Annotated in this window: 25 protein-coding genes and 1 tRNA gene; 7 read left to right on the forward strand and 19 right to left on the reverse strand. The window is 58.8% G+C overall.

Going from position 1 to position 22,746, the window contains the following annotated elements; genetic code table 11:
* Positions 1-82: 82 nt before the first annotated feature.
* Positions 83-1,138: a metal-dependent hydrolase gene (locus ACYVIT_RS17115; protein ID WP_415805968.1), complete on the reverse strand. Its 1,056-nt coding sequence runs from the start codon at positions 1,136-1,138 to the stop codon at positions 83-85.
* Positions 1,139-1,260: 122 nt separating this feature from the next.
* On the opposite strand from ACYVIT_RS17115, the gene ACYVIT_RS17120 reads away from it, so the two are divergent.
* Both ACYVIT_RS17120 and ACYVIT_RS17125 read left to right on the forward strand, forming a co-directional pair.
* Positions 1,261-1,821 carry a hypothetical protein gene (locus ACYVIT_RS17120; RefSeq protein ID WP_415805969.1) on the forward strand — a complete coding sequence of 187 codons (561 nt, stop codon included), beginning with the start codon at positions 1,261-1,263 and terminating at the stop codon, positions 1,819-1,821.
* 136 nt (positions 1,822-1,957) lie between these two features.
* The gene (locus ACYVIT_RS17125; RefSeq protein WP_415806035.1) at positions 1,958-2,590 is read left to right on the forward strand and encodes a dUTP diphosphatase; all 633 of its coding nucleotides are present in this window, start codon (positions 1,958-1,960) and stop codon (positions 2,588-2,590) included.
* A 159-nt stretch (positions 2,591-2,749) separates the two neighbouring features.
* On the opposite strand, the gene ehuA is transcribed toward ACYVIT_RS17125, so the two are convergent.
* The 12 genes from ehuA to thrS form a co-directional block, all read right to left on the reverse strand.
* The gene (gene ehuA / locus ACYVIT_RS17130; RefSeq protein WP_415805970.1) at positions 2,750-3,520 is read right to left on the reverse strand and encodes an ectoine/hydroxyectoine ABC transporter ATP-binding protein EhuA; all 771 of its coding nucleotides are present in this window, start codon (positions 3,518-3,520) and stop codon (positions 2,750-2,752) included.
* Positions 3,517-4,188 carry an ectoine/hydroxyectoine ABC transporter permease subunit EhuD gene (gene ehuD, locus ACYVIT_RS17135; protein ID WP_415805971.1) on the reverse strand — a complete coding sequence of 224 codons (672 nt, stop codon included), beginning with the start codon at positions 4,186-4,188 and terminating at the stop codon, positions 3,517-3,519. Before ehuD ends, ehuA begins: the two co-directional genes overlap by 4 nt.
* Positions 4,185-4,826: an ectoine/hydroxyectoine ABC transporter permease subunit EhuC gene (gene ehuC, locus ACYVIT_RS17140; RefSeq protein WP_415805972.1), complete on the reverse strand. Its 642-nt coding sequence runs from the start codon at positions 4,824-4,826 to the stop codon at positions 4,185-4,187. The genes ehuD and ehuC overlap by 4 nt, the downstream gene beginning before the upstream one ends.
* Positions 4,827-4,841: 15 nt before the next feature.
* Positions 4,842-5,780, reverse strand: coding sequence for an ectoine/hydroxyectoine ABC transporter substrate-binding protein EhuB (gene ehuB / locus ACYVIT_RS17145; protein WP_415805973.1), 939 nt, complete (start codon positions 5,778-5,780; stop codon positions 4,842-4,844).
* 217 nt (positions 5,781-5,997) lie between these two features.
* The gene (locus tag ACYVIT_RS17150; RefSeq protein WP_415805974.1) at positions 5,998-7,158 is read right to left on the reverse strand and encodes an ABC transporter substrate-binding protein; all 1,161 of its coding nucleotides are present in this window, start codon (positions 7,156-7,158) and stop codon (positions 5,998-6,000) included.
* Between the two features lie 252 nt (positions 7,159-7,410).
* A complete protein-coding gene (locus tag ACYVIT_RS17155) occupies positions 7,411-7,596 on the reverse strand; it encodes a hypothetical protein (protein ID WP_141217691.1) in 186 nt (61 codons plus the stop codon).
* A 153-nt stretch (positions 7,597-7,749) separates the two neighbouring features.
* Complete coding sequence (gene ptsP / locus ACYVIT_RS17160) at positions 7,750-9,495, reverse strand: phosphoenolpyruvate--protein phosphotransferase (protein WP_415805975.1); 1,746 nt, start codon at positions 9,493-9,495, stop codon at positions 7,750-7,752.
* 19 nt (positions 9,496-9,514) lie between these two features.
* Entirely contained in the window at positions 9,515-9,784 is a 270-nt protein-coding gene (locus ACYVIT_RS17165) for an HPr family phosphocarrier protein (RefSeq protein WP_094821983.1), read from the reverse strand.
* A 4-nt stretch (positions 9,785-9,788) separates the two neighbouring features.
* On the reverse strand, positions 9,789-10,187 hold the full coding sequence (locus tag ACYVIT_RS17170; RefSeq protein WP_415805976.1) for a PTS sugar transporter subunit IIA: 399 nt from the start codon (positions 10,185-10,187) through the stop codon (positions 9,789-9,791).
* Positions 10,188-10,197: 10 nt separating this feature from the next.
* A complete protein-coding gene (gene gshB / locus ACYVIT_RS17175; RefSeq protein ID WP_415805977.1) occupies positions 10,198-11,154 on the reverse strand; it encodes a glutathione synthase in 957 nt (318 codons plus the stop codon).
* Positions 11,155-11,303: 149 nt separating this feature from the next.
* Positions 11,304-11,849, reverse strand: coding sequence for a translation initiation factor IF-3 (infC, locus tag ACYVIT_RS17180; RefSeq protein ID WP_415806036.1), 546 nt, complete (start codon positions 11,847-11,849; stop codon positions 11,304-11,306).
* 20 nt (positions 11,850-11,869) lie between these two features.
* Positions 11,870-13,822, reverse strand: coding sequence for a threonine--tRNA ligase (thrS, locus tag ACYVIT_RS17185; RefSeq protein ID WP_415805978.1), 1,953 nt, complete (start codon positions 13,820-13,822; stop codon positions 11,870-11,872).
* Between the two features lie 381 nt (positions 13,823-14,203).
* Between thrS and ACYVIT_RS17190 the strand changes: the two genes are divergently transcribed.
* The 5 genes from ACYVIT_RS17190 to ACYVIT_RS17210 all read left to right on the forward strand — a co-directional run bounded on the left by ACYVIT_RS17190 (position 14,204) and on the right by ACYVIT_RS17210 (position 16,834).
* On the forward strand, positions 14,204-14,935 hold the full coding sequence (locus ACYVIT_RS17190) for a response regulator transcription factor (RefSeq protein WP_415805979.1): 732 nt from the start codon (positions 14,204-14,206) through the stop codon (positions 14,933-14,935).
* Between the two features lie 20 nt (positions 14,936-14,955).
* Positions 14,956-15,387 carry a hypothetical protein gene (locus ACYVIT_RS17195; RefSeq protein WP_415805980.1) on the forward strand — a complete coding sequence of 144 codons (432 nt, stop codon included), beginning with the start codon at positions 14,956-14,958 and terminating at the stop codon, positions 15,385-15,387.
* Positions 15,388-15,555: 168 nt separating this feature from the next.
* Entirely contained in the window at positions 15,556-15,921 is a 366-nt protein-coding gene (locus ACYVIT_RS17200) for a hypothetical protein (RefSeq protein WP_415805981.1), read from the forward strand.
* A gap of 116 nt (positions 15,922-16,037) precedes the next feature.
* A complete protein-coding gene (locus ACYVIT_RS17205) occupies positions 16,038-16,277 on the forward strand; it encodes a hypothetical protein (protein WP_415805982.1) in 240 nt (79 codons plus the stop codon).
* A gap of 161 nt (positions 16,278-16,438) precedes the next feature.
* Positions 16,439-16,834, forward strand: a complete 396-nt coding sequence (locus ACYVIT_RS17210) for a pyrimidine dimer DNA glycosylase/endonuclease V (RefSeq protein WP_415805983.1) — start codon at positions 16,439-16,441, stop codon at positions 16,832-16,834.
* A gap of 43 nt (positions 16,835-16,877) precedes the next feature.
* Here ACYVIT_RS17210 and ACYVIT_RS17215 read toward each other — a convergent pair.
* The 6 genes from ACYVIT_RS17215 to ACYVIT_RS17240 form a co-directional block, all read right to left on the reverse strand.
* Positions 16,878-16,954, reverse strand: a tRNA-Val gene (locus ACYVIT_RS17215).
* A gap of 37 nt (positions 16,955-16,991) precedes the next feature.
* Positions 16,992-17,957, reverse strand: coding sequence for a glycosyltransferase family 9 protein (locus ACYVIT_RS17220; RefSeq protein ID WP_415805984.1), 966 nt, complete (start codon positions 17,955-17,957; stop codon positions 16,992-16,994).
* A 359-nt stretch (positions 17,958-18,316) separates the two neighbouring features.
* A complete protein-coding gene (locus ACYVIT_RS17225) occupies positions 18,317-18,967 on the reverse strand; it encodes a phosphoribosylanthranilate isomerase (RefSeq protein ID WP_415805985.1) in 651 nt (216 codons plus the stop codon).
* Positions 18,968-18,996: 29 nt separating this feature from the next.
* Entirely contained in the window at positions 18,997-20,664 is a 1,668-nt protein-coding gene (locus ACYVIT_RS17230; RefSeq protein ID WP_415805986.1) for a TRAP transporter large permease, read from the reverse strand.
* Between the two features lie 2 nt (positions 20,665-20,666).
* Entirely contained in the window at positions 20,667-21,290 is a 624-nt protein-coding gene (locus ACYVIT_RS17235; RefSeq protein ID WP_415805987.1) for a TRAP transporter small permease subunit, read from the reverse strand.
* 213 nt (positions 21,291-21,503) lie between these two features.
* Complete coding sequence (locus ACYVIT_RS17240) at positions 21,504-22,598, reverse strand: TRAP transporter substrate-binding protein (protein ID WP_415805988.1); 1,095 nt, start codon at positions 22,596-22,598, stop codon at positions 21,504-21,506.
* Positions 22,599-22,746 lie beyond the last annotated feature (148 nt).

A 22,746-nucleotide genomic window follows, 5' to 3' on the forward strand; every position in this document is an offset into this window, starting at 1 on the left:
ACGCGACGTGCCAACCGCCGAGCGGTCAGATGCTCGCTCGGCTGGAAAGAACAAGGCGCCGCACGCCAGTGTGGACGACACGTTACTGCGCCAAGGCAGGCTGGATCGCACGCTCGGCCCATTGCGCCAATGGCAGCGGCGTCGCGCTATCGACGATACGGGCCAGCACGATTTTCATTTGGGCCCATCCGCCACGCTCACTCGGCCAGATGTACGGCGTGACGGGGTGCCAAACACCATCGGCGGCTCGCTCGGCCATGACAAAACGAAAGGTGTAATAGCCTGCCATTCCCATGCGCAGATCCGTCACGACCAATCGATCTCCGAGCTCGTCGTAGCGCAGCCAGTCATTCGTGAACCAACGCAAGCGCTCATGCAGGGGCACGCCGTCCAGGACACCTGCCTGTGACACATGCAGCGGCAAGCGCACCATCTCGGGGCGATCGCGATCGAACCAGCCACTGACGGCCTCGTAGTAGTTGTTCGCACCGTCCTTGGCGATGACACGCCACAACAGCGTATTAAAAGGCATCGGCGTTGCCAACACCGCCGTCGGCTGCACCCCCTGCTCCCGCAACGCTTGTTCGACCCGAGTCTCGGCATGCCAACGCCCCGCCAGCGATATACCGAGATAGGCCGTACTGAACACCAATGCAGCAGCCAGCGCCGTCCGGGCTCGCGGCGTGCATCCGACGACTGCTGCCGCCAGCACCGTCACGACCAATGGCACCGTATATACCGGGTCAATGATGAACACCGCCGACCAGCTTTCGGGAATACGCGCCAACGGCCAAAACAGCTGAGTGCCATACACGGTGAATGCATCCAGCACGGGATGTGTCACCAGCACCAGCCAGAGCGTGAGCAACAAGCGCCCGCCACTATAGGGCGCATCGGGCCACTTTTTACGTATCAGCCACGCCAACACCAAGGCCAAGGCCGTCAGGACAAACACCGAATGAGAAAACCCTCGGTGAAACGTCATTTGCGACACCGGATCGGCATAACGCACCAACACGTCCATATCCGGCAACGTGCCCAGCAAAGCGCCGTACAGCAAAGCCTTGCGGCCCTGACTGCGGCCCAGTAATGCGCCCTGAATGCCCGCGCCCAATACTGCTTGAGTAATCGAATCCATATTTTCAGGATATTGTTCTAAAAAACGCAGCGCCCGCGCGCCGACTCGCCCAGACCATCCCGGGGCAACAAGCGTTAAGATACCGCACAGATCCTTCCGCCTGTTTTCACCGGACAAATCCCATGGCCATTTACGGCGAACCCAAGAACGGCGATTTCGTACGCTATATCGAGACGCTGAATCGGCAGACCGGCAGTCCTGGCCAGGTCTTGCCACGCCAGCGCAATGCCAAGCCGAACGCACGGCCTGCCGAGACGACACAAGCCGACACGCCGGAATCGGTCTATACCTATGCGCCACGGAATAAGTCGACGACGCCGAGCTATTCGCCGGATTCAGATACCTCGTCAACCGCCTATACGCGCAATGCGTCCCCCGGCGCAACGAGAGATAACGACGACGAGTCAGAGACCACTTTGGCGGCGCGCAGCGGTCAGCGGCATCTGTCGCTAGGCCTGGGCATCGCGGGCGCGATCGCGCTGTGGAACGCCGTACACAGACTGATCACGGCTATCAATACCCGCAGCCTCGACCTCGACAGCATGGTGCCGATCGTTTTTCTATCGATATGCGCCTGGATGCTGTTCAAAGGCGCCCGCGGCGCACGCCGGAAACAGAACAAGCCTCTGGTCAAGCTGCCGCCGCTCACGACCGTCCACATGGGCCGGAAACCGGGGAAATAGCCGGATCGGGCACAGGGGTTCGGCGCCCAAACAGTTGGTGCTAACATTTCGGGCCTATGGCCGCCAGGCCAGTTGATTTTACGGAGCGAACGTGAGCCACACCCCAGCCGGATTGACCGCTGCCCAGGCAGCAACGATGCTGACCCTGCAAGACCGCCTCAACAGCATCATCAACCCTGACTGGGTGAACGGAGGCGCACGTTTTCTGCGGGCGGCCTTTGTCGAGTCCGCCGAAGCCCTCGAACACCACGGCTGGAAATGGTGGAAAAAACAGACGATCGATCTGCCCCAGGTGCAGATGGAGTTGATCGACATCCTGCATTTCTATTTGTCGCACACTCTCGTATCCGCAGCAGGCTCCGCCCCGGATGCCACGCTCATGCTGGTCGCGGACCTGGCCTCCCCCGAGGCGATTGCGCTGGACGGCCACACCTATCGCCTGCCCGATCTGGATGTGCCCCAATTGCTGGAGCTGATCGGCGGCCTGGCCGTCTGCGGCCGCGCCAGCTATAAAACGCTGGAACACACCATGGCGCGCTGCGAATTGACGTGGCAGGACGCCTTTACGCAATACGTATCAAAGAACGTGCTGAACCTGTTCCGCCAGGAAAATGGCTACAAGACCGGCACCTACGTCAAGATCTGGCAAGGCGAAGAAGACAACGTCGTCCTCGCTCGTTTGATGTCGGCGCTGGACCCGGCCCGTCCGGATTTCGCCGACGCGCTGCATGCGGGTCTACAACAGGCCTACGCAGAAGCGACTCGCTGATCACTAGATCAGTGCCGTAAAAACATCCGGCTATGCCGGCCGGTCCCAGCGCATGCTGGGAACACCGGCATCCTTCGATCCACAACGCCCTCGCGCAAAGGCAGTTTCAGGCAGTCTCGCCCCGCTCGTTCGGGTCATACTGGCCGGAATCGCTCCGGATCAATCCGCCTCAATCACCGTTTGCAGAAATTGCTGCGTGCGTTCTTCTTTGGGGCTGGAAAACAGCACGCTGGATTCTGCGTCCTCGACGATGTTGCCCTGATCGAAAAACAACGTGCGATCCGAGCTGCGTTCGGCAAAACCCATCTGGTGCGTCACGATGATCATGGTCATGGTGCGCTTGGCGGCGAGGTCTCGCAAAATCTGCAAAATCCCGCCCACCAGCTCTGGATCCAGCGCCGACGTGACTTCGTCGAACAGCATGATTTCCGGATGCATGGCCAGGGCACGGGCAATTCCCACGCGTTGCTTCTGCCCGCCAGAGAGCTGGGCAGGATAGGCATCGAGTTTGTCACCGAGACCCACGAGTTCCAGGTATTCCTTTGCGCGTTGCGCAGCCTCGTCACGAGGCACGCCGGACACATGAATAGGCGCCTCCATGACGTTACCCAGCGCGGTCTTGTGCGGGAATAGATTGAAGTGCTGAAACACCATACCGATCTTGCCACGCACCCGCCGCACATGCGCCGAATTCGGCCCCATCTCACGTCCTTGGGCATCGCTCCACATCGACTCATCATCGATCAGAATTTCGCCACTGGTGGGGCGATCCAGCGTCATCAACAATCGCAGCAAAGTCGATTTTCCCGAGCCTGAAGGCCCGATGACCGACACGGTCTGCCCGGCAGGAATCTCCAGATCGATGCCACGCAACACCTCCAACTCGCCATAACGTTTGCATAGCTGATTCAGGCGAATGCTCGCGCTCATCTTGATCCTCCGAATTTTTTCAACCACGCCTCCAGGCGCCGGACACCCCAGGCGGCAATCAGGCTCAACAGCAAAAACAGCACCCCGACCAGCGTCAACGGCTCGGTATAGCGAAACGTCGCTGATCCAATGATCTTGCTTTGCTGCAACAACTCGACCACTGTGATTGCCGACAACAGCGGGGTGTCTTTAAACATCGCGACGAGATAATTTCCCAGCGCAGGCACGACAGGAGGAATCGCCTGCGGCAGCACTACCCCGACCGCCGTGCGCCACGGCGATAGATTCAACGCGGTCGCCGCCTCGACCTGCCCACGCGGCACCGACTCGATACCAGCACGGTAGACCTCGGCGCAATAGGCCGCGTAATGCAAGCCCAGCGCCAGAATGCCTGTGACCAACGGAGACAGTTGCAGGCCGCTTTGCGGCAACACATAAAACAGAAAATACATCTGCACCAGCAACGGTGTGCTGCGCACGAACTCGATCAACACCGCAACCGGCACCGAGATCCAGCGCGAACGCATACGCCGCAACATGGCCAGCACCAGCCCGAGCACGATGGCCAAGGCCATGCCGAGTACGGTCGCTTGTATCGTGATGATCAATGCCGAGCCCAAGGCCGGCAGAATTTCCCAGGCAAATGCCCAATCGAAAATAGGAGTCATCGGACGCGAAACCTCTGCTCCAGCAAGCGGATGCCCGCCGTGATCACCAGCGCCACGGCAAAATACAACAGCAGCAGCAAAAGAAATATCTCAGTCGTGCGCAACGTCTCTGCACGCAACATCTGACCGCGAAAAGTGAGATCGGTAATGGTGATCAACGACACCAGCGCCGTATTTTTCAGCAGTTCGATCAGCAAATTGCCTGCAGGCGGCAACATCGCGGGAAACGCCTGCGGCAGCACGATACGGCGCAGGGATTGCGCAGACGTCATATTCAATGCAACCGCGGCCTCGCGCTGGCCAGGCGCCACCGCCAAAATCGCCCCACGAACCACCTCGGCGCCATAGGCGCCCGCATTCGCCGCCAGCACCACAATGCCCACCGTCACAGCGGGCAATTTCAACCCGAACAACGGCAGCACGTAATAAAACCAGAACAACTGCACCAAGGCAGAAGTCCCCCGGAATATCTCGACATAGACCAGCGCAATGGCGCTGACGATACGATGCGTAGACAACCGCGCCAGGCCAGCTGCAAGCGCCAACGGGACGGCCAGCAACGCCGCCCCTGCCGTGATACGCAACGTCATCCATAAGCCGTCGAGCAGCGGCGGCAATAGCGTGGCGAACCCTTCCATTGAAAAAGCCACGCCTTATTTACCAGCGGCCGGTTCACCAGCGCAGAGCTTGGCTGCCGTCACGTCGCCGGGCAGTTCCGCTTTGGTGAAACCGAACGGCTCAACGGTCTTGGCGTGCTCTTCGGTACCGATGAACTTGGCCAGCTCGGCGTTAAAGGCATCCACAAACGCCTGATCGTCTTTGCGGAACGCAAAAGCCCCGTAGCCCCGCACGCTCTTGCCGTCGATGACAGGGTCCGTGAATGGCTCGGCCTTTTCCAGGTCGCCAGTCGCCGACTTATTCATCAGGTCGTTCACCGTCATCGCAGTCGCCGCGTAGGCGTCGGCTCGGCCGGCCTGCACACCGGACAACGCACTCACCACATCCGGAAACACCACAACGCGATCAAGCGGAATATCCATCTTGCGGGCGTACTCGCTTTCGATAGCCCCCACCACTACACCCAATTTCGTATCGTCTTTTTTGGCGATGTCTTCATAGCTGTGCAGCGCTTTGGGATTCCCTTTTTGCACCAGGAACGATTCACCCACGCCATAGGTGGGATTCGAAAAAGCCGCCTGCTGGCAACGCTCTGGGGTGACGTACATGCCCGCGGCAATGATGTCGAAACGCTTGGCCTGCAACCCAGGGATCAACGAGCCGAATTCGGTCAACACGCCCTCGACCTCGTTGATGCCCATGCGCTTGAGGACAACGCGCGCGATCTCCACCGCTTCGCCAGTAATGCGATTGGAATTGCTGTCCATATATGCATAAGGCGCTTCGTTCGCGTAGCCGATGCGTATGGTGCCCGCGGCTTTGGCGGCCTCCAGCGTGCTTTGTGCCGCTGGGGGATTATTGGCGGCGGAGGGTTTCGCGGCAGAGTCATCGGAGTCCGAATCGGAGCATGCCGCCATCAATCCCAGACTGAGCGCCAATACAGCCCATTTGGTCGTCTTCAGAATGTGTGTCATGCGAGGCTCCCTTTCAAAATATTTATAGACAGAACTAATTCACACGAAATAGTACGTCAATTAATCATTTCAACACAAAGTATATGATGACAAAAATCGAGCACGCTTGACGTCTTGAACTCGGCAAAACAAAAAACACGGCAGCGATTGCTCGCTGCCGTGTTCAATGGGCAAAAACCATTAAGCCGCCTGTCAGCGGCAGGACACTGCCTATCGCCTATTGAGCGTAAGAAAAACGCCCGTCGCGAATCACCCCCATCACGCGGGCGCGCTCGTCAAAGCCCTGGTGATCGGTCTTGGAAATATTCAGCACCCCATTGGGCACCACCAAATCCCGCGTGGTTTCCAACGCATCGCGCAAAACCGCCCGAAACTCGGGGGTCCCCGGCTTGGCGCCCGTTTTCAGGGCGCGGCCCACCGCGGAATCCAACAGCATCCATGCCCCATAGGCATCCCCCGCAAACTGCGTCAGGCTGTGGGGGCCGTGCTGAGCCTCGTACTTGTCCGCAAAAGCGACTGCCACCGATTTAACAGGGTTGCTGTCCGGCAGTTCTCGCGCCACCACGCCAGGCCCCGTGGGGAACAACGTGCCTTCGACGTCTTTACCGCCCACTTGCAGGAACTCCAGCGTGCCGATGCCATGGGTCTGATAAATGGGGCCTTTGTAGCCGCGCTCGATCAAGGTTTTTTGCGGCAAGGCCGCGGGCGTCCCCGAACCAGCGATCAGGATCGCATCGGGCTTTGCCGCCATGGCCTTGAGCACCTGCCCCATCACCGACGCATCAGTGCGCTGGAAGCGCTCTTGGGCGACGACTTTGATATCGTTGCCGGCGGCCTTGTTGAATTCGGCCCACCAGCTATCGCCGTAGGAATCGGCAAATCCGATAAAGGCCACATTCTTGATGCCTTTCGTACGCATATCATCCACTAGCGCCGACGCCATCAGCGAGTCGTTTTGCGGCATCTTGAAGGCCCAGCGACGCTTGGGATCATCGGCAGGCTCGACGATGACCGCCGAGGCAGCCAGGGCAATCATGGGAGTGCCGGTCTCAGCCAGGACATCCAGGCCAGCCAGCGCCGATGCCGTAATGTTGGGGCCGACAATCGCGTCGACCTTGTCTTCGGAAGTCAGCTTGCGGAAATTCTTTACCGCGCGGCTCACGTCAGTGCCGTCATCCAGAATGACATACCGTGCGGGCTCTCCCCCCAATGTGGCCGGCCACAGGCGCACCGCATTATTGGTTTGAATACCAATCGCAGCGGCGGGTCCGGTCGACGAGATATCGACCCCGATGACGACTTCGGCTTGAGCGGACCAAGACAGCAAAGGCGCAATAGTAGTGGCCAACGCAGCCAGGCGCAATAAAGGGTTAGGCATGAGGGAGTCCGGCAGAGTAGTGAAAAATAATGAATGGATGCGCATCCGTGCCACGGATGATATCCAAAACAAACCATTATTTTGCCGGAACCTGGTCGTCGCGCCGACACGCCCCGTTAAATAGTTAATTAAGACGCATTGAAGGCTGGGCGGAAATCGGGGTTGCCAGCGGCCGTAACTGGTCTCAGGCCGCTCAAAAGCAAAATGCCAGCGCTGGCGCTGGCATTTTGTCTGGCTGGCAGATAAGCCAGATCAGCGGCGTATAACGCGGCAAGAGGAGATGATCGGATGCGCCTGGCGGGCCTCATCCATACCGTGCAGTATTTCTCCGATGGCTTCCAGGAAATGGGTCACGCCATCTCGAAAACCACGCCAACCGCCTGGTGCCCCACCGGCCGGTTTGCCCGGCGGCGTAGCCCTGCTTGTGGAAACTTCCATGACCTACTCCTTGAGAAGAATGAAAGGGAACCACAAGAGTCATCTTACGCCGGGTTTTGTTGCAGCACAACATAAACTGTATTGCACTATGGCAAACGAGCAACAGCACGGTGAATTACGATTTTTTGCGGCGCAGCAAAACAGGCCGCTTCGTTATTCCAGACGATCCAGATCGACGCGCAACGCGCGATTCAACGGCGTCGCGACCTTGACCCGGAGGTCATTGGTATGGGCACGCAGAATCTCGCGCTTGACGTCCAGTATTTGCTGGGAATGCATGGAAAACTCGGTCAGGCCGAGTCCCAGCAAGAGGCGCGTCAGACGGGCGTCTCCGGCCATTTCGCCGCACACGGCCACAGGCTTGCCCATACGGGCACCGACGTTGATCGTATTAGCGACCAGCCGCAATACGGCAGGATGGAGGGGGTCATACAGACTCGCCACGTCATGATCCCCCCGGTCAACGGCCAGGGTGTACTGAATCAAGTCGTTGGTGCCGATGGACAGGAAATCCAGGGCCTCCGCAAAGGGCTCAATCGCAATCGCGGTGGCAGGGACCTCGACCATGGCGCCGACCTCGATCCGTTCGGCGTAGGACTGGCCGCGTGCGTCCAGTTCCCGTTTGGCCGCCTCGATCGCGGCGAACGCTGCCCGGACCTCGTGCATATGCGCCACCATGGGCAGCAGCAGCCGGACATGACCATGCGCCGACGCCCGCAAAATGGCGCGCAGTTGCGTCGCAAACATATCCGGATGCGCCAGGCAGTAGCGAATCGCCCGTAGCCCGAGCGCAGGATTCATCGCGACAGTAGCTTCGTCATCCAGGGTTTTGTCGGCGCCAATGTCCAGCGTGCGGATCGTCACCGGCCGCCCCGCCATGGTCTGCACGACAGAGGAATAAGCCCGGTACTGTTCTTCTTCGTTGGGCAGCGTCTGGCGTCCCATGAACAGAAATTCGCTGCGGAACAGGCCGATGCCATGGGCGCCGGCCGCCAAGGCAGCCTCGGCCTCATCGGGTAATTCGATATTGGCATGAAGCACAATTTCGATACCGTCCAGCGTGACGGAGGGTTCATCGCGCAACAGCGCCAACGCGGCGCGCTCGGCAGCGTAAGCCACTTGACGGTCGCGGTATTCCTGCAGCATGCGTGGCGAAGGATTGACCAACACCGCGCCCGTGGCGCCGTCCACCACCACCGTGTCACCATCGCGCACCAGCTCGCGCACATGACCCAATGCAACGACTGCCGGCACACCCATGCTGCGCGCCACGATCGCGGTATGCGATGTCGGCCCACCCAGGTCCGTCACAAACGCCGCAAAACGGCCGCCCCGCAAACGCAGCATATCAGCCGGAGAAATGTCGTGCGCCACGACGATCAAAGGATCGTCGCCATCCAGAGCCCCTGCGTCAGGCAGGATCACAGGATTGCCCGACAAGACTTGCAGCACCCGCTCGATCACCTGACGCACATCGGCGCCACGCTCGCGCAGATACTCGTCCTCCATGGCCTCGAATTGCTCGCCCAGAATCTGACCTTGCGCGGCCAACGCCCATTCGGCGTTGTAATGGCGCTCGCTGATCAGTGCACGGGTCTGCTCGGCCAACAACGGATCGGCCAACAACAGGCAGTGCACGTTCAACATGGCGCCCAGTTCGCGCGGCGCATCCGCCGGCAGGCTATCGGCCATTTTCTGCAGATCTGCCAGCGCGACGGTCAGCGCTTGCGTCAGGCGTTCGCTTTCTGAGGCGACGTCTTCCGGAGCAATACGATAGTGAGCGACCTCAAGCGAGGCGGCGCCCATCACTACTGCACGCCCTATCGCGTATCCCCGCGCCACACCCTTGCCCTGCAACGCGACCACGGCACTGATCTCGGCAGCAGGAGGCGCCGTCATGGGACATTCCAGGCTGGTGTTATTCGTGCTCACCGAATTTGCTGTCGAACAAGTTCTGAATTTCAGAAAGCGCCTGGTCGGCATCGCCTCCTGAGGCCTCTAGACGTACGGTAATCCCCTTGCCAGCAGCCAGCATCATGACGCCCATGATGCTTTTGGCGTTGACACGCTGAGCACCACGGGAGATGAAGATTTCACTGCCGAACTTGCTGGCCAATTGCGTCAATTTGGCAGCAGCTCGTGCGTGCAGGCCCAGCTTGTTGGAGATGGTGATGTCAGAAATAGGCATAGAGTCAGTCTACCTGTAAACAGCCTTGCACGCCGCCGGCCAATGCCTTGGCTCGCGCCTGCGCCAAGCCTTGATCACGCGAGGTCAAGGCCCGCAACAACATCGAAGTATTCAATCCCGCCACCACACAGCATTGCGTGCCCAACGCCTGGGCCTCTGCCACGGCACGCTTTGCGATATTGGCTGGGGTGGCGCCAATCAAATCGGTCAGCACCAACACCCCCTGCCCCTCGTCGGCAGCCCGGATGTCGCGCAATAGGGAGGGCACCTGTTCATCGGGCATATCCTCGGGCTGGATATCATGCACCGACATGCGGTTGCCCGCCTCGCCCAGCACGTGGACGGCGAATTCACGCATCGCCTCGCCCAATGGCGCGTGCACGACAATGACTATACCCGTCATGACCGAGCCTCTATGCCACCGCGCGTTCGAGGGCCGCCGCAAACATGTCGGCCACATCAAAACCGGTTTGCTCGGCGATCTCGACGAAACAGGTCGGACTGGTGACGTTGACCTCGGTCACATAATCGCCGATGACGTCCAACCCCACCAAGAGCAGGCCACGTGCGGCTAGCTTGGGAGCCACCTGTGCGGCGATCTCTGCGTCGCGGGCCGACAGCGGCTGTGCCACGCCTCGGCCGCCGGCGGCCAGATTGCCGCGCGTTTCGCCCGCCAAAGGAATGCGCGCCAGCGAATACGGCACCGCCTCACCACCGATCAGCAAAATGCGCTTGTCCCCTTGGACGATCTCGGGAATGTAGCGCTGCGCCATGATGGTGCGCTCGCCATTGTCGGTGAGTGTTTCCAGGATGGCGTTCAAATTGGGCTCAATGGCCTGCAGGCGGAATATACCCGTGCCGCCCATGCCATCCAGCGGCTTGACGATGACGTCCTGATGCTTGGCATGAAAAGCCTTGATCCGCTCCATGTCGCGCGTCACCAGCGTGGGCGCTGCCAGATCGGCGAATTCGGTAATCGCCAATTTTTCTGGATGATTGCGGATCGCTGCCGCGTCGTTAAAGACCTTGGCGCCCTGGGCCTGGGCATACTCGAGCATGTGCGTCGAATAGACGTACTCCATGTCGAATGGAGGGTCCTTGCGCATCAGCACAGCGCCGAACTGCGACAGCGGCACGTCACGAGCCTCGCCGCTGTCACGCCACCAATCATGGCCGTGCAGATCGGCGCCTTCGACCAGCTCGATCGCGGTACTGCGCGCCAGCACAACGCCCGCGTCGATGAACAGATCGCCCTGTAATGCCACGCTCAGCGTATGGCCGCGCGCGACCAGCGCGCGCATCATGGCAACCGAACTATCCTTGTAGGCCTTCAGGCGCGGCAAGGGGTCAATAACGAATAAGACATGCATAAAGATATCCCGGTCGCGCGTGGAACACAACCCCACGCGTCATACCGCCATCGTAGCGTAAATGACCCGCCCGCGCCGGGCGGCATGGTGACCTTTTTGGCAACATGGCGAGTCGCGCCACGCACGACTCGCCATGCCCCAAAGCATCCTCAGGCGGCGTCAGCCTTGCCGGGCGTGCTTTTCTTGCGAGGAGCAAGCACCATGACCATTTGACGGCCCTCGAGCTTGGGCATGGCTTCGACCTGGGCCAACTCGGTCAGATCGTCGCGGACACGTTCGAGAACGCGCATGCCGAGCTCCTGGTGAGCCATTTCGCGGCCGCGGAACCGCAGCGTGACCTTGGCCTTGTCGCCTTCTTCCAGGAAGCGGCGCAAGTTGCGCAGCTTGACCTGGTAGTCGCCTTCGTCGGTCGCCGGACGGAATTTGACTTCCTTGACCTGGATGACCTTTTGTTTGGCGCGAGCTTCGGCTTGGCGCTTTTGTTCCTGGTACTTGAACTTACCGTAGTCCATCAGACGGCAGACTGGAGGATCCGCGTTGGGCGCGATTTCGACCAGATCCACGTCGGCTTGTTCGGAAAGACGGAACGCGTCGGCGAGCTTTACGATGCCCAGCTGTTCTCCGTCCAGACCTATCAGGCGCACCTCGGGGACACGGATCTCACCGTTGATGCGATTGGCTTTTTCAGTGGCGATGTTGACAACTCCTAAAAGATTTAAGCAGCACTGCTATCGGTATTGACGACGTCCCGGCGAGCGGCGACGTCCAGGGTCAGGCGGTCAGAGAAGGCCTCCAGCGTGATGACGCCGAGGTCCAGCCCGCCCAAACCACGCACCGCTACAGTGCCATTCTGCTTTTCCTTGTCGCCCACGACAAGGATATATGGCACCTTTTGCAGGCTGTGCTCGCGGATTTTACGGGTGATTTTTTCACCACGCAAATCGGACTGTACCCTAAAGCCTTGTTTTTTAAGGTTTTGCGTGATTTCCGCCGCATATTCGGCCGACGGCTCGGAAATACAACACACCACGGCCTGCACGGGCGCCAGCCAGGGCGGCATCGCACCGGCATGGTTTTCGATCAACATGCCGATAAAACGCTCGAGTGAACCGAGGATCGCCCGGTGCAGCATCACCGGCGGACGACGCTGATCCTGCTGGTCGACATATTCAGCGCCCAAGCGGACGGGCATGGAAAAGTCGACCTGAATCGTGCCGCACTGCCAATGACGGCCGATCGCGTCTTTCAGCGTGTATTCGATCTTGGGACCATAGAATGCGCCTTCCCCGGGGGAAACCTCGAACTCGCAACCCGTGCGGCGCAGGCTCTCCATGAGCGCCGTTTCCGCCTTGTCCCAGACTTCGTCAGTGCCGATGCGTTTTTCGGGACGCGTCGCGACCTTGTACAGCACCTCGGTAAAACCGAAATCGCGGTACACCTTTTGCAAGAGCGCCGTGAAATCGGCACATTCGTCCTGCAATTGGTCTTCGGTACAGAAAATATGGCCGTCATCCTGCGTAAAGCCACGCACGCGCATCATGCCGTGCAACGAGCCCGAAGGCTCATTGCGATGGCATTGGCCAAACTCGCCGTAGCGCAAAGGCAGTTCGCGATAGGAATGCAGGCCGGCGTTGAAGATCTGCACGTGGCCCGGACAGTTCATGGGCTTGAGGCCATACACGCGGTTTTCGGACTCGGTCGTGAACATGTTTTCACGATAGTTGTCCCAATGGCCGGTCTTTTTCCAGAGCGAAATGTCGAGAATCTGCGGGGCCTTGACTTCTTGGTAGCCGTTGTCCTGATAGACCTTGCGCATGTATTGCTCGACCTGCTGCCACAGTGACCAGCCCTTGGGGTGCCAGAAAATCAGGCCCGGCGCCTCGTCCTGGAAATGGAACAGATCCAGCTCGCGGCCGATCTTGCGATGGTCGCGGCGCTCGGCTTCTTCGAGCATATGCAGATACGCGTCTTGCTCGTCTTTCGTCGCCCAGGCAGTGCCGTAGATGCGCTGAAGCATCTCGTTGTTGCTATCGCCGCGCCAATAGGCGCCAGCGACCTTCATGAGCTTGAAGACTTTCAGCTTGCCCGTGGACGGGACGTGAGGCCCGCGGCACAGATCGATGAATTCGCCCTCGCGGTAGAGGCTGAGCGTCTCGTTGGACGGGATCGAGGCGATGATCTCGGCCTTATAGGCCTCGCCGATGCTCTTGAAAAAAGCCACCGCGTCGTCGCGCGTCCATTCCTCGCGCGTCACGATCTCGTCCTTGCGGGCGAGTTCGGTCATCTTTTTCTCGATAGCCGCCAGATCCTCGGGCGTAAAGGGACGCTTGTAGGAAAAGTCGTAATAAAAACCGTTCTCGATGACCGGACCGATCGTGACCTGCGCATCGGGGAACAAGGACTTGACCGCATAGGCCAGCAAGTGCGCTGTCGAGTGACGGATCAAATCCAGGCCGTCGGGATCCTTGGCCGTCACGATGGCCAGTTGGGCATCCTGATCGATGCGAAAACTCGTGTCGACCAGTTTGGCTTCATTGCCAGGCAGCGTGACACGGCCGCCCAGCGCGGCCTTGGCCAGCCCGGTGCCGATGGACTGCGCAACCTCGGCCACCGTGACCGGTGCCGGGAACTGACGCTGCGAACCATCGGGCAATGTGATCTGTACCATCGAAAATTTCCTGGGGGAAGAAACAACAAACGCGGCTATCGGCCGCGTTTTGTCTGGTTGCTTGTTGGGGCCTGCCGTCTACCTGACGAGAACCCGACGCTGGATAAAACTAACGCGGCATGGGGCGGAAGTTTCCGGTCGTAGTTCGTGTCGGGCGAATAATCATGTGCTGGCCACCTGAGGCTGGCACGCAAAAACGGGAACAACAATCATCGGGCGCGTGCCTGGATTCCTCTATTGTATCACTCGACACCCAACAATACTTAACTTCAGATAGGTCTTATTTATCGGTCAATTCAGGTCCTGCGCCTCAACGCCCGCGTCGTTTTAGATAAGGTCCGCAATGGAACGTTTCTCCACCTCTGGCCACACACCAGGACTATGTCAGCCATTACGCCTTCGACCTCCCCCGAGCACGCTGCGACCTCGCCATACGTGGAGCGGCGTTACCTGCTGCTATCCGGCACCAACCATCGAGTCCGTATCGCCATACTGGACGACCACCCGGTCATCACGCTGGGCGTCGCTGCCTATCTGCGGGCACAACCCGATTTTGATATCGTCCATACCGACACCTCATCCGAGGCTCTGCTGCGAAACTTGCATGAGCATCCTTGCGACGTCGCACTGGTCGACTTCTACCTCCCCAGACAGACCGTGGATGGCGTGGATTTCATCCGGCGCCTGCGCCGTCACCACCCCAAAATGGCGATCATCACTTTTTCCGCGGGTGCTGCTGACGAAACCGAATACGCAGCGTTTCGGGCTGGCGCGACGGGGTATCTGCCCAAATCCGCCCCGCTGCCCACACTGGTCGAGGTCATCCGCGCCTCGTGCAATGCCAATATCGACGGTTTCATCACGCACAAAAACGGCGCGCTAAACATGACGCCGCCTCGCCACCCCGATACGCGACTGACTCTCGCGGAAATCGAAGTCCTGCGCCTCATCTCCCGAGGGCTGTCAGTCACACAGGTCTCCGCCCGTCTGCTACGCAGCAAAAAAACCGTCAGCACACACAAACGCCGCGCCATGGCCAAGCTGGGCGTCGCGGACGACCTGTCTTTGGCCTTGTACCTGAAAGAGAAATTCGATCAGCCTGCCGGCCCCTGACCCGCTATCAGCGCCGATCCATGCTGCACATAGACACCGTCCTGTCGCTATATCCGGATGATGCCACCCGGTTGTTGCTGCTGTCGCAGGCACTGGCCCACACACAAGCCGACCTGAGTTCGCTGCGCGATGCCATCAAAACCGGCGATCGAAAGGCGGCCCTGGACCATACCCACAAGGCCAAGGGCACGGCCAGTTTTCTCGGCGCTGACAAGCAGGCCTTGCAGCAATTCGATCAACTGACGCAGGCCTTGAAAAATGCAAATGGCGACCAGCCTGATACCGCCCTGCATGGGGATACGTCCGGACAGCCGCATACTGTCGAACCGATGCCTGCCACCGTCCGGCGCGCATTCAAAGCCGTAGAATCAATTTTGCTGAGCCTGGAAATATCGATACAGGCCCTGGTCAAGACGCTGGAAAACAACAAAACCGGCGCCCGTAGCGAATAATCAAAACGCTGAAAATCTAAAGGATAGTCAAGTATCAAGAAATCTTTGCGATTCAGACACGTTCTGTGTCATCTCGGGTATCTGGGCATCATCTCATTTCAACTCGATGCTTACGTAATATTTTTCCTTTACTAGACTCGTCAGGTCGATATTCACTTGGCTAGTCACATGAAACCATTTAATCGCACCGATCGTATTCAAACCCTGCGCCCCCGCGTACTCGAAATCGATACGGGTCTGTTTCGTGGGTATGTAGATATTCGAGAACGCCAAGCCGGCGTACCCGCCTCCTCCAAATCCGAATACTGCACAAATACCGCAGCATCCCGAGACTTGGCAGAGCGGCAAGCATTGGGCCTCGCCAAGCAGATTCGTATGGCTTCGCAACGCGTTGGCATACGCTCGCAGTTGTTATGCGACAGTCTCAGCGACAACCATGCGGGCCGTCACGAACTGGACAGCATTCCGGCATTTTTAATTCGCCGCCCGGTTAACGCTCCATCGACGCGCAAACATCTGCGAGCAGTCGCTTAATCAGCAAAATGATAAAAACTCCCATTTCCAATCTTACAGATTGAAATATTCTGAGTATAATAAGGGTCGTAAGCAGTAAATAACCTGTTTGATTGAGTTGCAAAGGAGAGCCGCCCATGAGTATCGCAAGCGCCAATCCTGGCTGGACAGACGACCTATCTACCTCCGCTGAAGCGCGAGCGCAACGCACCCTGCAGGCTGCTGAGCGTCTCCTGGCCAAGCCCACCCCCGCGGCCCCCGCCGCGGCTGCTGCCTCTGCAGAACATCAATTGCGCGAATACATGCAGGAAATGAGCCTGACACGCTATGGCCATGCGGGCGCCCTGCTAAGCCGGCTATATGGAAAATCGCGATAGCGAAAAGCTGATAGCCGCAGCGATTGCAAACCCGGCCGAATAAACAAGCCGCCATGGTTATCGATGGCGGCTTTTTTATATTCCGGCCATACGAATCCATGGGATCATCATCGAAAAATGACGCAGTTAAATATCGCTGCCATTTCGATTTGAATAAACCTATGACTCGTATCAATTGCGTTCCAGTACAAGAACTCAGCGGCCCCCACCTGGTTGCGGAATACCGAGAATTGCCCCGCGTTTTTGCGCTGGCGCAAAAGGCAGCCGCTCGCGGCATAAAGGCTCAACCCTGCACTTATACGCTCGGAAAAGGCCACCTGCTTTTCTTTTACACGCGGCTGGATTATCTGGCCCGCCGACATGCCGATCTGATCGAGGAGATGCGGCGCCGGGGCTACAAACCGACCTTTACCGGTATACGGCGCGAAGACTTTCCGGCCATTCCAGACGATTGCTGGGGAAGCTGGAAACCCACGGCAGAAGCCCAGCGCCTGAACCGTGAACGAATCCAAGAGCGGCGCCAAGACGCCGAAAACAACAAAGCCGCCAAGTTGTGATTTGGCGGCTTTTTTGGAGGGTAGTGATGAACTACCAGAATCCTGGTAGGCGGTATTGGAATCGAACCAACGACCTCTACGATGTCAACGTAGCGCTCTAACCATCTGAGCTAACCGCCTGCGAACTGCGAAGAAACGAGATTATGCACGAGTTTTTTTACCTGTGCAAGTCGGCTTGTCTTTCGTACTGAATCATCAACCGCCGAAAAGCCGTCAACACCTGTCCCGGCCGTAGCCAACGACGCCAAAGCAGGTCGCGCCATCGGCCTCCGGGAATGTATGCGGGATACACAATCTGCGATGGCGACCAGCCGGGACGCCAGGCGCGTGTACGCGTCGGCCTGCCGGTCACCGTCAATGTCGGAATCCCCAGATTGGAGGCGAGATGCCCTACCCCGGATTCATTGCCGATGAACCAGCCACATTCATGAATGAACTTCGCGACATCGGAGAGGGATTCCGATTGAAAAATCGCCAGACCGTTGTCTTCGAGGCAGCGCCACTGCGCTCTCTCGTGCTCCGCCAGGATATAAACCGGATCATAGCCAGAACGCTTCAGACGCAGGCCAAGCTCGACGAAGTGCGACGCTGCCCAGCATCGTTGTTCACTCGTTGATGAAGGATGTACGGCAACCCGTCTGGCGTACTGCCGATGACGCAGCCCCATCATCGGCACCAGGCCGTTGCCGACCTCGCTATTTTTCAAACCCAGCTGATCGCGACAGTAATCCCGGATTTGATTCAGCTTGACGAAACCCCTGCCTGTGATGACGACATGGGCGTCATAGTAAAAATAACGCCGGGCATAGCGGTGCAGCGCATAAGGCCATCCCACATGCATTTGAGCCACGCAGTCGTATTCGGACAAAACCTGAGCGGCCTCAGACTCTGGCAGAGACGGACGAACATCGATATCAGGAAACCAGGTGCGCAATTGGTGCGCATAGTCACCAAAGACTGTCACGCCACGTCCGTTGATGGCCAGGTTTTGCGCCATGGTCATCATGAGCAACGTATCCCCGAGGCGCGGCGCCATGAGTATGGCTACTCTGGTGGCTTGCTTTAAATGCTGCTGATGTTCGGCAGCCAGATAACAAGATGCGCCGGAAAGAAGCGTTGCCATGCGTTGAAAATACCTCTACCAAGCCAGGAGCGGCCAAAACCGGTCAGAGAACAGACAAAATAGGACCCCTGCAGATCTGTTTGGTTACATTACAGCACGGAGATGTAAAAAAAGCACAATTCCCCTACAGGGACAGCCAGCATCGCCAATGATTCCATCAAGATCCAGCACTGTTACAAAATCCTTCGCGTCAGCAAAAAACGTTCGCACTGCATTGGCGACTGACCATGGGGGCAGGCATTTTTACAATGAAACAGCCCCAGACGAAAAAACCGGCTGGCAGCCGGTAAATGTATTGTGATGCTCAGTGATCAGCGCCGCAGCTATTGCCCAGCGAACGGCACGATGCGCTATTGGCGTCAGCAGTCGTCCGCCTGCCGAACGACACGCATCAGGGCGTCGATCTTGTCTGCCGACTTCACACCAGGGGCGGTTTCCACTCCGCTGCTCAAGTCGATTGCCCAAGGGCGCAAGCCCCGGATGGCCGCAGCCACATTATCGGCATTGAGCCCCCCTGACAGGACAATGGGCCGTGCGGCCGTATCAGCCCGGACGGTCGATAGCAATGCATGGTCAAAAGCCTGACCACTGCCGCCATAGGCCGCACTGTAGCTGTCGAATAACCACCCTGCCGCCTCGCCGTAGGCGCGGCACGTCTCGGCCAGACCGTCGGATGTATCGAGCCCAGGGGCGCCGACACGGAAGGCCCGCAAAAAGCGCGTGCCGTAACGCGTGCAATCCTGGACGGATTCGTTACCGTGGAATTGGAGCAGATCGGGACCGACTTGCTCCAGCACGGCGCGAACGTCGGCAGGGTCCGGATCCACAAACAAGGCCACCACGTCGACAAATGCCGGCACAGTGCGGCGCAAGACTGCCGCCTGCGCAGGGGTAACGTAACGCTTGCTGCGCGGATAGAACACGAAACCGATCGCGTCCGCCCCGGCCTGCACGGCCGAGGCGATGTCTGCTTCGCGGGTCAAGCCGCAGATTTTGACGCGAGTACGCATAACGCTATTTGAAAACCGGTTGAGCAAGGTTACTTGAATGCGGCGGCAGGGTCACCGCTCTCGTCACCGTAAATGCTGGTGCCATAGGTCGTGTCGATTTCGATCTTGACGCTGCTGGGATCCACCGTGGACTGGCCCGCCTTATAGTGCATCACCATACCAGGGAAAATCATAACAGCTGCGACCATGACCAATTGGATGATGATGAAAGGCACCGAACCCCAATAGATCTGCCCCGTCGTGACCGGCTCGATACGCTGACCTGTGACCTTGTCACGATAGGCGTCTTTGGGCGCCACCGAGCGCAAGTAGAACAGCGCGAAACCGAACGGCGGATGCATGAACGAGGTCTGCATGTTCACGGCCAGGATGACGCCGAACCAGATCAGATCGATCCCCAGCTTGTCGGCGACCGGCCCCAAGAGCGGCACGATGATGAATGCCAACTCGAAGAAGTCCAGGAAGAACGCCAACACGAACGTGAGCACGCTGACTACGATCAGGAAGCCCCATTCTCCGCCAGGCAAGCCGATCAGCAGATGCTCGACCCACAAGTCACCGCTGACGCCCCGGAAGGTCAAGCCGAATACCGTCGAGCCCACCAGGATGAACACCACGAAGCAGGACAGCTTGGTGGTCGTATCCATGGCTTGGCGCAACAGATCCAGGGTCAGCCGTCCGCGGATCAACGCCATGACGATGGCACCCACAGCACCCATGGCACCACCCTCTGTGGGCGTCGCGATACCGATGAAGATCGTCCCGAGCACGAGGAAAATCAGGAACAGCGGCGGGATCATCACGAAGGTGACGCGCTCGGCCAATGCGGAAAGCATTTTCAGGCGGAACACCTTGTTGACCATGGCGATGATGAAGGCGGTCAGGCCCCACAGCAGCAGGCTGAGAACGACTTTCTCATCAACCGGTGCAGCGTCTTTTTCCAGCCATTGCGTCAGCAAATACGCCGACACGGCCGAAATCAACATCAGCACCAATAACGAACGTCCGCCGCGGGAGCCATTCGGCTCACGAAAGGTGCGCGCTTCTTCGGGCAAAGCAGGAGCCGAAGACGGCTTGATGAAAGACATCAATACGATGTAGGCGATATAGGAGCCCGCCAGCAGAAACCCCGGCACCATCGCGGCACGGTACATGTCTCCGATCGAACGGCCCAACTGGTCAGCCAGAATGATCAGCACCAGCGACGGCGGAACGATCTGTGACAGCGTGCCGGATGCCGCGATAACGCCAGAGGCCAGGCGCCTGTCATAACCGTAACGCAGCATGATGGGCAGCGAGATCAAGCCCATCGAAATGACCGAGGCGGACACCACGCCGGTTGTCGCGGCCAGCATCGCCCCCACCAGCACCACGGCAATCGCCAAGCCGCCACGCAGCGGCCCGAACACCTGACCGATGGTCTCGAGCAAGTCTTCCGCCATCCCCGATCGTTCGAGCACCAACCCCATCAGCGTAAAGAACGGCACCGCCAGCAAGGTATCGTTGGACACAATACCGAACACCCGCTGAGGCAAGGCCTGAAACAGCGACGCGCTGAACAGGTTCAATTCCATACCGATCAAGCCGTACAGAATGCCGTTCGCGGCCAATGCAAATGCCACCGGAAAGCCCAGCAGCAAGAACACCACCAAGGTGCCGAACATGATCGGCGCCATATTTGCGATGAAAAACTCCATGATCATTGGCCCTTGTTCTGTTGTTGCAGGGCCGCCGCTTCGCGATCTTGCGCTTCGCGGGCGATCTCAGCTGCCAATTGCTCTTCGGCGCTCTTGCCTTCGGCGCGCGCCAGCGGATCCGGCGCCTGGCCGCGCAAGTAGCCTACGCATTTGATCAAGCGCGATATCCCCGCGAGAACGAGCAGCGCGAAGCCAATCGGGATCAACAGTTTGACCGGCCAGCGGACCAAACCGCCGGAGTTGGACGACTGTTCGTTGGAAATATACGAATCCATGAACATCGGCCAAGACAGGTACATGATCAAGATTGCCATAGGGAGCAGGAAAAACAGCACCCCGAAAATCTCGATGTAAATCTGCGTACGCTTGGAAAGCTGGGAGGACAGGATGTCCACCCGGACGTGTTCGTTCTTGAGCAGGGTGTAGCCGGCGGTCAGCAGGAACATGGCACCAAACATGTACCACTGCAGTTCCAGCCAGGCATTCGAACTGGTTCCGAATACCTTGCGGACCACCGCATTGCCGGCACTGACCAGCACCACCAACAGGGTGACCCATGTCACGGCTTTTCCAACCCGCACATTCAGCGCGTCGATGGCGCGCGATAAAGCGAGTAATGCTTTCATGATGGGAATAATGAGCTAGATAGAAGGTCGCAACTAGCCAAATACGGCATAGCGCACGAGCATGCGGGGCCTCGCCCGGGGTGGCCGGGCGACAGACTTCGGCAATGCGCCACTCCTGTCGCCCCAGCTTTTGGCGGACACGAAAACGAGCGGAAACCTGAGATTTTATAACGTTACGCTCGTTCCCCTGCCGCCCAGCCCTGGAGGGCCGAGTTACTTACCCCGGCCAATGGTCCCCATAAAGCCATCGAAGCTGCCCTCGGCCACGCGGAACCACGGGATCTCGTTGTCACGGAACGCCACCATGTCGTCGTAGATCTTTTTGAAGGTGGGGTCCTTGGCGGACAACTCTTCGTAAACCTTGACGGCCTCGGCGTAGCAGGCCTCCATGACCGGCTTGGGGAAAGCCTTGAGCTGGGCGCCCTGCGAGACCAGGCGGCGCAGCGCAGCCGGGTTTTCGGCATCGTAGGTGGCGATCATGTCGTTGGTGGCAGCCGCGGCAGCCTGCGCCAAGACGGCCTGATAATGTTTGGGCAGCTTGTTGTAGACCTCTTGGTTCACATACAACGAAACCTGCAGCGTGCCTTCCCACCAACCCGGGAAATAATAGTTTTTGGCGACCTTGTGGAAACCGAGCTTTTCGTCGTCGTACGGGCCGATCCATTCGGCGGCGTCGATCGTGCCTTTTTCCAATGACGGATAGATGTCGCCGCCCGCAATCTGCTGCGGCACCACGCCCAAGCGGGACAACACGGCGCCGGCAAATGCGCTGGCGCGGAATTTCAGCCCCTTGAGGTCATCGACCGTTTTGATTTCGTTGCGGAACCAGCCGCCCATCTGGGTGCCGGTGTAGCCGCATGGGAAATTCACGATGTTGTACTTTTGAAAGAGCTCGCGCGTGAGCTTCAGGCCATTGCCATGGCGCATCCACGCGTTCATTTGGCGCGTATTCAGGCCGAAAGGCACGGCGCCGTCAAAACACAGCGCGGGGTCTTTGCCGTAGTAGTAGTACGACGCCGTGTGGCCGCATTCGATGGTGTTGTTCTGCACAGCGTCGAGCACCTGCAGCGCCGGCACGATTTCGCCGGCGGGAAAGGCTCGAATATTGAATTTGCCGTCCGTTGCCTCGGCAACGTACTTGGCCAGATTCTCACCGCCGCTGAAGATCGCGTCGGCGCTACGGGGAAAACTGGACGCCAGGCGCCAATTGAGTGTGGGGGATTCTTGTGCGAGAACGGGTGCGGCGAGCGCTGCACCGCCAGCGGCGGCACCTAACGTGGCCTTTTTGAGGAACGAACGACGTTGCATGAAGGGAGTCTCCTGATTGGACAACGCTGCAAACGCAGGCCGCTCGTGTGGAGCTGCCGCGCATTGTGGCAGCTCATGTAAGGGCTGCCGTTGTTTGTGTGTAATGCTGGGGCCTTGTCAGAACGTCGCCGCATCGCAGCAAACGTCG

It is taken from the genome of Bordetella muralis, assembly GCF_054781015.1.

Bases quoted from the DNA above. Each gene is read 5' to 3' on its own strand.
- ACYVIT_RS17125 (WP_415806035.1), top strand. From the start codon at position 1,958: ATGCTGACCCTGCAAGACCGCCTCAACAGCATCATCAACCCTGACTGG.
- ACYVIT_RS17120 (WP_415805969.1), top strand. From the start codon at position 1,261: ATGGCCATTTACGGCGAACCCAAGAACGGCGATTTCGTACGCTATATC.
- ehuD (WP_415805971.1), bottom strand. From the start codon at position 4,188: ATGACTCCTATTTTCGATTGGGCATTTGCCTGGGAAATTCTGCCGGCC.
- ACYVIT_RS17240 (WP_415805988.1), bottom strand. From the start codon at position 22,598: ATGCAACGTCGTTCGTTCCTCAAAAAGGCCACGTTAGGTGCCGCCGCT.
- ACYVIT_RS17195 (WP_415805980.1), top strand. From the start codon at position 14,956: ATGCTGCACATAGACACCGTCCTGTCGCTATATCCGGATGATGCCACC.
- ACYVIT_RS17200 (WP_415805981.1), top strand. From the start codon at position 15,556: ATGAAACCATTTAATCGCACCGATCGTATTCAAACCCTGCGCCCCCGC.
- ehuA (WP_415805970.1), bottom strand. From the start codon at position 3,520: ATGAGCGCGAGCATTCGCCTGAATCAGCTATGCAAACGTTATGGCGAG.
- ACYVIT_RS17155 (WP_141217691.1), bottom strand. From the start codon at position 7,596: ATGGAAGTTTCCACAAGCAGGGCTACGCCGCCGGGCAAACCGGCCGGT.
- ACYVIT_RS17235 (WP_415805987.1), bottom strand. From the start codon at position 21,290: ATGAAAGCATTACTCGCTTTATCGCGCGCCATCGACGCGCTGAATGTG.
- gshB (WP_415805977.1), bottom strand. From the start codon at position 11,154: ATGCATGTCTTATTCGTTATTGACCCCTTGCCGCGCCTGAAGGCCTAC.
- ACYVIT_RS17150 (WP_415805974.1), bottom strand. From the start codon at position 7,158: ATGCCTAACCCTTTATTGCGCCTGGCTGCGTTGGCCACTACTATTGCG.
- ACYVIT_RS17190 (WP_415805979.1), top strand. From the start codon at position 14,204: ATGTCAGCCATTACGCCTTCGACCTCCCCCGAGCACGCTGCGACCTCG.
- ACYVIT_RS17230 (WP_415805986.1), bottom strand. From the start codon at position 20,664: ATGGAGTTTTTCATCGCAAATATGGCGCCGATCATGTTCGGCACCTTG.
- ehuB (WP_415805973.1), bottom strand. From the start codon at position 5,780: ATGACACACATTCTGAAGACGACCAAATGGGCTGTATTGGCGCTCAGT.
- ehuC (WP_415805972.1), bottom strand. From the start codon at position 4,826: ATGGAAGGGTTCGCCACGCTATTGCCGCCGCTGCTCGACGGCTTATGG.
- thrS (WP_415805978.1), bottom strand. From the start codon at position 13,822: ATGGTACAGATCACATTGCCCGATGGTTCGCAGCGTCAGTTCCCGGCA.
- ACYVIT_RS17165 (WP_094821983.1), bottom strand. From the start codon at position 9,784: ATGCCTATTTCTGACATCACCATCTCCAACAAGCTGGGCCTGCACGCA.
- ACYVIT_RS17205 (WP_415805982.1), top strand. From the start codon at position 16,038: ATGAGTATCGCAAGCGCCAATCCTGGCTGGACAGACGACCTATCTACC.
- ACYVIT_RS17225 (WP_415805985.1), bottom strand. From the start codon at position 18,967: ATGCGTACTCGCGTCAAAATCTGCGGCTTGACCCGCGAAGCAGACATC.
- ACYVIT_RS17170 (WP_415805976.1), bottom strand. From the start codon at position 10,187: ATGACGGGTATAGTCATTGTCGTGCACGCGCCATTGGGCGAGGCGATG.
- ACYVIT_RS17115 (WP_415805968.1), bottom strand. From the start codon at position 1,138: ATGGATTCGATTACTCAAGCAGTATTGGGCGCGGGCATTCAGGGCGCA.
- ACYVIT_RS17210 (WP_415805983.1), top strand. From the start codon at position 16,439: ATGACTCGTATCAATTGCGTTCCAGTACAAGAACTCAGCGGCCCCCAC.
- ptsP (WP_415805975.1), bottom strand. From the start codon at position 9,495: ATGACGGCGCCTCCTGCTGCCGAGATCAGTGCCGTGGTCGCGTTGCAG.
- ACYVIT_RS17220 (WP_415805984.1), bottom strand. From the start codon at position 17,957: ATGGCAACGCTTCTTTCCGGCGCATCTTGTTATCTGGCTGCCGAACAT.